Here is a 7,663-nt window from a genome sequence, read left to right as displayed (position 1 = left end):
GCGGCGCTCGACCCGATGCTCGGCCACTACCTCGCCTACCTGGAGGGCCGGGGGGAGTACGTCGTCGACGGGGTCCGCCGGATCGCGGCCCTGGACTCCGGCACGACCGTCGTCCACTGTGCCGCGGGCAAGGACCGCACCGGGGTGCTCGTCGCGCTGGTGTGCGCCGCGGTCGGGGTGCCGCGGGAGGAGATCACCGCCGACTACGCGCTGTCCGCGACCGGATCGACGCCCTGTTCGAGAAGTGGACGACCGCCTCCGGGGAGCCCATGCCGCCCGCCGACGAGCTCGACCGGCACCGCCCGCGGGCGGAGGTCATGGCCGAGTTCCTGCGGCTGCTCGACGAGCGCCACGGCGGCCCGGTCGGCTGGCTGCGGGAGAACGGCCTCACCGACGACGAGCTGGCGCGCCTGCGGGCCCGGCTGCGCGAGGAGAGTGCCTGAGCACCCTCAGGGCAGCTCCTCGATCGGCACCATCGGGTCGAGCTTGCGCAGCGACCCCGGGTCCCCGGTCACCGCGGGCCAGCCCCGGCGCCGGGCGGCGGTGTGACGACCTGGCCGGTCACGATGTCGTCGAGCCCCTGGGAGGCGAGCAGCAGCCCGGCCTCCTGGGCGCTCTCCGGGGAGAGTTCGTGGATCACGGTGTTCGGCAGGCCCAGCAGGACCTGCAACGCGGCGTGGTGCTCGGCGTCGACCATCGACCAGGCGCGGCCGAGGGCGGCGCTGGGCACCGCGAGCACGATGTTCTCCTCCACCGCGGCCCAGACCAGGGCGCGCATGTAGACGGGGCGACCGGTCGCGAAGGCCGCCAGAGCCGAGGCATCGAGGACGCGTCCGCCGATCATCGCGGGCTCAGCCGACGGCCACGGGCGGAACCGGGCGCAGCGAACGGCGCGCGGCATCCAGCTCGTCGGCCGGCGGGGGACCGCCGTAGAGGTCCGCGAGGGTGGCCAGGGAACGGTCCCGGTCCTGCCGTGCCTGCACGGCTTCCGCCACGTAGGCGGACAGGCTCGCCGCCGATCCGCGGGACACCGCGTCCCTCGCCTCTGCCACCAGCTCGGCCGGCAGCGTGACCGTCACCCCTCTCGCTGCGCATACCGGAATGGTACTCCGCGCATACCGCCACCGGCCACGGGCACGCCGTGGGAAGCAGGTTACCGGCGGGTATGGAAGGCTCCGGGGCGGGACAGTGCCGACCTCACACGCAGAACGGGTGCATCCATGGACCTGACCTTCACCCCCGCCGAGGAGGAGTTCCGCGAGGAACTGCGCTCCTGGCTCCGCGCCCACATCCCCGACGAGTGGACCCGCCCCGGGTTCTGGGAGTCACTGGAGGACTCCGAGAGCTTCCGGCTGCGGCGCGACTGGGAGCGGGACAAGGCCGACGCCGGGTTCGCCGGCATCCAGTGGCCCGTCGAGTACGGCGGTCGCGGCGGCACCCCGGCATGAAGGCCATCTACGACGAGGAGACCGTCCGCGCCCAGGCGCCGCGCACGGTCAACCCGCTCGGCCTGACCTTCCTCGCGCCGACGGTCATGGCGATCGGCACCGACGCGCAGAAGAAGGAGATCATCGGCCCGCTGCTGCGCAACGAGGTCGTGTGGTGCCAGGGCTTCTCCGAGCCCGGCGCCGGCTCCGACCTCGCCGCGCTGTCCACGAAGGGCGTGCGCGACGGCGACGACTTCGTCGTCAACGGACAGAAGGTCTGGACCACCAACGCCGTGCACGGCGACAAGATCTTCACCCTGGTCCGCACCGAGGCCGGGTCGGAGAAGCACCGCGGCATCTCGATGCTGCTGATCGACATGAACCAGCCCGGCGTCACCGCGCGGCCGCTGCGCCAGATGAGCGGGGCCAGCGAGTTCGGCGAGGTGTTCTTCGACGACGCCCGCGTCCCGGTCACCGACTGCCTCGGCGAGATCGGCGACGGCTGGCGCACCGCGATGCTGCTGCTGTCCTTCGAGCGCGGCGCGTCCGGCATCTCCCAGTACACCGAGTTCCGTCGTCAGTACGACGAGATCGCCGCCGTCGCGCGGAAGCTGGGCCGTGCCGACGACCCGGTGATCCGCGACGACCTGGCCCGCGTCCTGACCGAGCTGGAGTGCCTGAGGCTGCACTCGATGCACGTGCTCACCCAGGTCGAGCAGGGCCGCGACCTCGGCTTCGAGGCGTCGATGACCAAGCTGCAGTGGTCCGAGGCGTTCCAGGACCTCTGGGAGGTCTACGACCGGATCCTCGGCGAGGACGCCACGCTGGACGCCCTGCCCGACGGCACCGACCTGCGTCCGCTGCACGCCCAGGCCATGTGGTCGCGCTCGGTCACGATCTGGGGCGGCTCGTCCCAGGTGCAGCGCAACGTCACCGCCGAGCGCGTGCTCGGCCTGCCCCGCTGATCCGCAGGAGGAGCCACCGATGTTCTTCGCACTCACCTCCGACCAGCAGGAATTCGGCGCCGCGGTGCGCGACTACCTGGCGCAGCGGTTCGACCTCGCCGCCGTGCGCACGGTCGTCGAGAACCCGTCCGACGACGGCAACCCGGCGTCGCTGTGGCGCGCGGCCGGCGAGCAGGGGTGGACCGCGGTCACCGTCGACGAGGACCACGACGGCCTCGGTCTCGGCCTGGTCGAGGCCCAGGTGATCGCCCGCGCGCTCGGGGCGGGCGTCGCGCCCGGCCCGTGGCGCGGCACCGTGCTGGCCGCCGACGCGATCCGGCTCGCCGGCTCCGACGAGCAGAAGGCGGCCTGGCTGCCGAAGCTCGCCGCGGGCGAGGCGGTCGGCGCGTTCACCACCCGGGGCAGCGCCGCGTCCGGTCTGCCGGTGGTGGAGTACGGCGCCCTGGCCGACGTCGTCGTCGCGCCGGCCGAGGACGGCCTGCCCGGGCTGGCGCTGGTCACCGGCGCCACGGCGTCACCGGTCGGCAGCTACGACGGCACCACCCGGCTCGCGTCGTGCAGCGGCGGGACCGCCGAGGCGCTGCCCGGCACCACCGTCGTGCTGCAGCGGCTGCTCACCGACCGGGCGGCCGTGCTGGTCGCCGCGGACCTGGTGGGCATCGCCCGCGAGGCGCTGACCCGCACCGTCGCCTACGACCGCGAGCGCACCCAGTTCGGTGTGCCCGTCGGGTCGTTCCAGGCGCTCAAGCACGCGCTGGCCGACCTGCACGTCGGGGTCACGATGGCCGAGCACACGGCGCTCTACGCCGCGCACGCGGTGGACACCGGGCTCGACGACGCCGAGCTCGCCGTCGCCGTCGCCAAGGCCAAGAGCAGCGACGTGGCGCTCCAGACGACCGCGGCGATGATCCAGTTCCACGGTGGCATCGGCTACACCTGGGAGCACGAGGCGCACTTCTTCTACAAGCGCGCCAAGCGGCTCGCCGGCCAGTACGGCGACGTCGCCGTCTCCCGCGAGCGGATCGCCTCCCTGACCGTCGGCGCCTGACCCGTCCTCGGGCCGCGCGTCGTCCGGCCCGGCCCGCTCACCGCGGCCGGGCCGGAGGCCCGCGCGAGGTCGGCGCGAGGCCACAGTGCACGCCGTCTGCTCAGGGCGGATGTGCGCTGTGGACTCGCGCGCCCGGCCCGGACGTGGGACCGTCGGACGATGGCACCCGTCACACCGGTCAACGCCACCGCCGCCGCTCTCCTCGGCCTGCTCCACGGAGGGCCGATGACCGGCGGGCAGCTGGTGGCAGCGGCCGGTGAGCGGTTCGGGCTGTTCTTCTCCGTCACCCGCAGCCAGGTCTACCGCGAGCTGCCCGCGTTGACCGAGGAGGCGCTGCTGCGTCTGGGCAAGCAGGGCCCCGGGCCAGCCAGCAGTACGTGATCACCGCGGCGGGCAAGCGGTCGTTCAAGCACTGGCTCGCCACCGGCGGCGACGCCGACGCCGTCCGCAGCCCGCTGGTGCTGCGGCTGCTGCACGCGGGGACGCTGACGGTCAAGCAGCGCACCGAGCTGGTCGCGGCCGCCCGTGAGGCCTACGCCGAGCGGCTCGCGGTGGCGCGTGCCGCCGCCCGCGCGACCGACGACCCCTACGGCCGCCCGGTCGCGGACTTCGCCGTCGCCCACACCCGGGCGATGATCAAGCTGATCGACGCGATCCCCCAGGACTGAGCCGGGGCGCACCCCCGCGTACCCTCGACCGTTGTGAACTCCGACGTCCAGGCCGACCTGAAGGACCTCGACACCACGCTGTCCAGCATCGAGGCCGTCGCCGACGTGCCCCGGCTGCGCCAGGAGATCGAGGAACTGTCCGAGCAGGCGGGCCGGCCGGACCTCTGGGACGACGTCGACGCCGCCCAGCAGATCACCAGCCGGCTGGCCTACGCCCAGGGCGACCTGCGCCGGCTGGACGACCTGCGCCGCCGGCTCGACGACCTGCCCGTGCTCTACGAGCTCGCCGAGGACGAGGGCGACGAGTCCGCCGTCGCCGACGCCGACGCCGAGCTCGCGAAGCTCCGCAGCGAGATCTCCTCGCTGGAGGTCCGCACGCTGCTCTCGGGCGAGTACGACGAGCGCGAGGCCCTGGTGACCATTCGCTCGGAGGCAGGCGGGGTCGACGCCGCCGACTTCGCCGAGATGCTGCTGCGCATGTACCTGCGCTGGGCCGAGCGGCACGGCTACGGCACCGACGTCTACGAGACGTCCTACGCCGAGGAGGCCGGCATCAAGTCGGCCACCTTCGCCGTCCACGCCCCGTACGCGTTCGGGACGCTGTCGGTCGAGGCCGGCACCCACCGCCTCGTGCGGATCTCGCCGTTCGACAACCAGGGCCGGCGCCAGACCTCGTTCGCCGGTGTCGAGGTGGCCCCGGTCGTCGAGACCTCCGACCACATCGAGATCGACGAGAAGGACCTGCGGGTCGACGTGTTCCGCGCCTCCGGGCCGGCGGTCAGGGCGTCAACACCACCGACTCCGCGGTCCGGCTGACCCACATCCCGACCGGGATCGTCGTCGCCTGCCAGAACGAGCGCTCCCAGCTGCAGAACAAGGCCTCGGCGATGGCCGTCCTGCAGGCGAAGCTGCTGGAGAAGCGGCGCCAGGAGGAGCGCGAGCTGCGCGACTCGTTCAAGGAGGCCGGGTCCTCCTGGGGCAACCAGATGCGCAACTACGTGCTGCACCCGTACCAGCTGGTGAAGGACCTGCGCACCGAGCACGAGGAGGGCAACCCCTCGCAGGTGCTCGACGGCCAGATCGACGAGTTCATCGAGGCCGGCATCCGCTGGCGCAAGCAGACCGAATCCGCCTCGTGAGCCGGGGTCGTCGCGCGGCGCCGCCGCCTGCGGCGCGCTCGTCCTGCTCGCGCTCGCCGGGTGCACCGGCGGTGCCCAGGAGCCTGCCGCGGACGGCGCCCCGCCCGCGGCCGTCGCCGCACCGTCGGCCCAGGACGCCGTGGCCGCGGCGGGCACCGCGCTCGTCGACGCCGGCTCGGCGCGGGTCGACGTCGAGCTGGACTCGGTCACCGGCCCGATGCGTGCCTCCGGTCCCGCCCGCTTCACCCCGTTCGCCGCGGACCTCACCGTGGCCCTGGGCACCCGTGGCGCCCAGGTCAGGGTGCTCGACGACCGTGCCTGGGTCCGCTTCGGTGGGAGCGACCGCTGGCAGCCGCTGTCCACGGGGCTCGTCCCGGTCGGCGCCGTCGGCGGGATGCTGCACGCCGCCCCGGCCTGCGCGACGTCGTCGCCGCGCCGGGGACCACCGACGTCGACGGCGTCGCCGCGACGACCTACACCGGGTCCGTGGACCTCGCCGCCGCACGGGCCGGTGCCCCGGACCCGGCGGTCGGGACCCGTCTCGACGAACTCGCCGGGCTGGTCTCGCCGACCCCGCGGTTCACCGCCTGGCTCGGCGCCCCCGACGCTGCCCCCGCCGACCGCGGACGGCTGCTCCGGCTGCGTCTGGAGCCGCAGGCCCCGGCCACCGGGACGCAGACCGCCGGTGCCGCCGTCCCGGGCGCGGTCACGGTCTCGTTCGCGCGACCCCGGGCTGCCGGTGGAGATCACCGCCCCCTGACGGCGCTCCCCGCGGCCCGTCGCTCGCCCGCCTCGTCTCGCGCCTCGCGCGTCGCGGGGTGTGCGTCGCGGTCTGCGCCGGGCCGGGGCGGGTGCGGTGCGCCGAGATGCACCTCAGCGGGCCGCAGAGATCGACAACTCCCGCTGAGCTGCATCTCGGCGCGCGTCCGACGCGCGGCGGGACGGTCGGCGGTGCGGCGGGTCGGCGCGGCCGGCGGTGCCGCGGGCGAGCCCGGGCGGGGCTCAGTGGGCCGCGGTCGCCCCGCGGGTCAGGGCGGCGAGCGACACGGCGGAGAGCGAGGCCGCGGTCAGCATGGTCACGGCCATCGCCGTCGCGCTCGACCCGACCAGCGGCGAGACCAGGGCCCCGAGGCCGAACTGGGTGGCCCCCAGCAGTGCCGAGCCGGCCCCGGCGCGGTCGCGGACCTCACCGGTGGCCAGCGCCGCGCTGTTGCCCATCACGAAGCCCAGCGTCGTCAGCGTCGCGAGCACAGCAGCACCGCACCGGCCAGCGCGCCGCTCCCAGCAGCACGAGACCAGCAGGGCCGCGCACAGCACCACCAGTCCGCCGACGGCCGTCACGAGCTGGCGCCGCGGGGCGATCCGCGCGGCGAGCCGGCCGCTGACGACGTTGCCCACACCAGGCCGGCCGCGTTCGCCCCGAAGGCGAGGGCGTACTGCGTCGTCGAGAGGCCGAGGGTCTGCTGCAGCACGAACGGCGACCCGGAGATGTAGGCGAACATCATCGAGAACGCCGTGGCGAAGGCCAGCACGTAGCCGACGTAGCGACGGCGGCGCAGGAGCGCGCCGACGTCGGCGAGGTCCGTCGCACACCGCCGGTGCTGCGGGCCGTGACCGGCAACGTCCTCGTGCACCGCGACAAGCGACGACACCAGCATCAGCAGGGCCAGCCCGGCCAGCACCACGAAGATGCCCCGCCAGCCGACGACCCCGCCGAGCGAGCTGCCGATCACCGGTGCCACCACCGCGCGATCCCGTTGATCGCCATCATCAGCGAGAACAGCTGCGCGGTCCGCGCACCGGTGGTGCGGTCGGAGATCATCGCCCGGCTCAGCACCAGGCCGGCCGCCCCGCCGAAGCCCTGCAGGAACCGGGCGACGACGAGCACCGCGACCGACGGCGCGACCGCGCTCGCCAGGCACGCGACGAACAGCAGCACGGTGCCGGCGAGGACCAGGCGTCGCCGCCCCCAGCTGTCCGAGAGCGGGCCGATCACCAGCTGCCCGACGGCCAGCCCCACCAGGAACGCGGTCAGGGTCAGCTGCGACGCCGACGCCGACGCCCCCAGCTCGGCCGCCCACCGTCGGCAGTACCGGCAGGTACATGTCGTGGCCAGCGGCGCCACGGCCGTCAGCAGCGCGAGGACGCTGATCCACACACACCGTCCGGGACGGTGCGGCCCCGCACCGTCCTCGGCGCGGCCTGCTCGTACCCACGGTCATGACTGTCCTCTCCGGCGACGATTACCTATGAAGGTATATATGAACTGTCGCGTAGTATCGCGTCTGTGACCGAGGTCAAGGAGGTGACGACGACTGGGCGGCCCTGGTGGACGCCGTGCACGACCTGTCGCGCGTGCTGCGGGGGCGGCGGGTGAGCGCGCGGTCGGGCTGGACTCGATCACCGGGTCCGAGCA

Annotated in this window: 11 protein-coding genes and 2 pseudogenes; 8 read left to right on the top strand and 5 right to left on the bottom strand. The window is 74.1% G+C overall.

Annotation, left to right across the window (positions count from 1 at the left end; translation table 11 throughout):
• Positions 1–15 precede the first annotated feature (15 nt).
• Positions 16–171: pseudogene (locus KPL57_RS69070) on the top strand (tyrosine-protein phosphatase); the annotation flags it as partial.
• A 98-nt stretch (positions 172–269) separates the two neighbouring features.
• Positions 270–443 carry a tyrosine-protein phosphatase gene (locus tag KPL57_RS69065; RefSeq protein ID WP_308253578.1) on the top strand — a complete coding sequence of 58 codons (174 nt, stop codon included), beginning with the start codon at positions 270–272 and terminating at the stop codon, positions 441–443.
• Between the two features lie 68 nt (positions 444–511).
• On the opposite strand, the gene KPL57_RS64635 is transcribed toward KPL57_RS69065, so the two are convergent.
• On the bottom strand, positions 512–844 hold the full coding sequence (locus KPL57_RS64635; RefSeq protein ID WP_226359395.1) for a hypothetical protein: 333 nt from the start codon (positions 842–844) through the stop codon (positions 512–514).
• A 7-nt stretch (positions 845–851) separates the two neighbouring features.
• On the bottom strand, positions 852–1,079 hold the full coding sequence (locus tag KPL57_RS64630) for a hypothetical protein (RefSeq protein WP_226359394.1): 228 nt from the start codon (positions 1,077–1,079) through the stop codon (positions 852–854).
• Between the two features lie 141 nt (positions 1,080–1,220).
• Here KPL57_RS64630 and KPL57_RS64625 point away from each other — a divergent pair, with 141 nt between their 5' ends.
• From KPL57_RS64625 to KPL57_RS64600, 6 genes and pseudogenes are all read left to right on the top strand, one after another.
• Positions 1,221–1,448: an acyl-CoA dehydrogenase family protein gene (locus tag KPL57_RS64625; protein ID WP_226359393.1), complete on the top strand. Its 228-nt coding sequence runs from the start codon at positions 1,221–1,223 to the stop codon at positions 1,446–1,448.
• Complete coding sequence (locus KPL57_RS64620) at positions 1,445–2,392, top strand: acyl-CoA dehydrogenase family protein (protein WP_226359392.1); 948 nt, start codon at positions 1,445–1,447, stop codon at positions 2,390–2,392. The genes KPL57_RS64625 and KPL57_RS64620 overlap by 4 nt, the downstream gene beginning before the upstream one ends.
• A 19-nt stretch (positions 2,393–2,411) precedes the next feature.
• On the top strand, positions 2,412–3,440 hold the full coding sequence (locus KPL57_RS64615; protein WP_226359391.1) for an acyl-CoA dehydrogenase family protein: 1,029 nt from the start codon (positions 2,412–2,414) through the stop codon (positions 3,438–3,440).
• 159 nt (positions 3,441–3,599) lie between these two features.
• Positions 3,600–4,108, top strand: a pseudogene (locus KPL57_RS64610) (PadR family transcriptional regulator).
• Positions 4,109–4,141: 33 nt separating this feature from the next.
• Positions 4,142–5,247, top strand: a protein-coding gene (prfB, locus tag KPL57_RS64605) for a peptide chain release factor 2 (RefSeq protein WP_226359386.1) whose coding sequence is annotated in 2 segments (ribosomal slippage) — positions 4,142–4,883 and positions 4,883–5,247 — 1,107 coding nt in all. Because the reading frame shifts where the segments join, the coding sequence is not laid out codon by codon here.
• A 139-nt stretch (positions 5,248–5,386) separates the two neighbouring features.
• Positions 5,387–6,007 carry a hypothetical protein gene (locus KPL57_RS64600; RefSeq protein ID WP_226359390.1) on the top strand — a complete coding sequence of 207 codons (621 nt, stop codon included), beginning with the start codon at positions 5,387–5,389 and terminating at the stop codon, positions 6,005–6,007.
• 242 nt (positions 6,008–6,249) lie between these two features.
• Here KPL57_RS64600 and KPL57_RS64595 read toward each other — a convergent pair whose 3' ends face one another.
• The 3 genes from KPL57_RS64595 to KPL57_RS69055 are packed head-to-tail and all read right to left on the bottom strand — an operon-like array spanning position 6,250 to position 7,405.
• Entirely contained in the window at positions 6,250–6,588 is a 339-nt protein-coding gene (locus tag KPL57_RS64595) for a hypothetical protein (RefSeq protein ID WP_226359389.1), read from the bottom strand.
• Positions 6,585–6,992 (bottom strand): MFS transporter, encoded by a 408-nt coding sequence (locus KPL57_RS69060; RefSeq protein WP_308253575.1) that lies wholly within the window; start codon positions 6,990–6,992, stop codon positions 6,585–6,587. The genes KPL57_RS64595 and KPL57_RS69060 overlap by 4 nt, the downstream gene beginning before the upstream one ends.
• Entirely contained in the window at positions 6,977–7,405 is a 429-nt protein-coding gene (locus KPL57_RS69055; protein ID WP_308253573.1) for an MFS transporter, read from the bottom strand. Before KPL57_RS69055 ends, KPL57_RS69060 begins: the two co-directional genes overlap by 16 nt.
• Between the last annotated feature and the right edge of the window lie 258 nt (positions 7,406–7,663).

It is taken from the genome of Pseudonocardia sp. ICBG601, assembly GCF_020496245.1.
The sequence above is the reverse complement of the archived record's forward strand: the minus strand, read 5'-3'. Positions and strand labels throughout refer to the sequence as shown.

Bases quoted from the DNA above. Each gene is read 5' to 3' on its own strand.
- KPL57_RS69065 (WP_308253578.1), top strand. From the start codon at position 270: ATGCCGCCCGCCGACGAGCTCGACCGGCACCGCCCGCGGGCGGAGGTC.
- KPL57_RS64635 (WP_226359395.1), bottom strand. From the start codon at position 844: ATGATCGGCGGACGCGTCCTCGATGCCTCGGCTCTGGCGGCCTTCGCG.
- KPL57_RS64625 (WP_226359393.1), top strand. From the start codon at position 1,221: ATGGACCTGACCTTCACCCCCGCCGAGGAGGAGTTCCGCGAGGAACTG.
- KPL57_RS64620 (WP_226359392.1), top strand. From the start codon at position 1,445: ATGAAGGCCATCTACGACGAGGAGACCGTCCGCGCCCAGGCGCCGCGC.
- KPL57_RS64615 (WP_226359391.1), top strand. From the start codon at position 2,412: ATGTTCTTCGCACTCACCTCCGACCAGCAGGAATTCGGCGCCGCGGTG.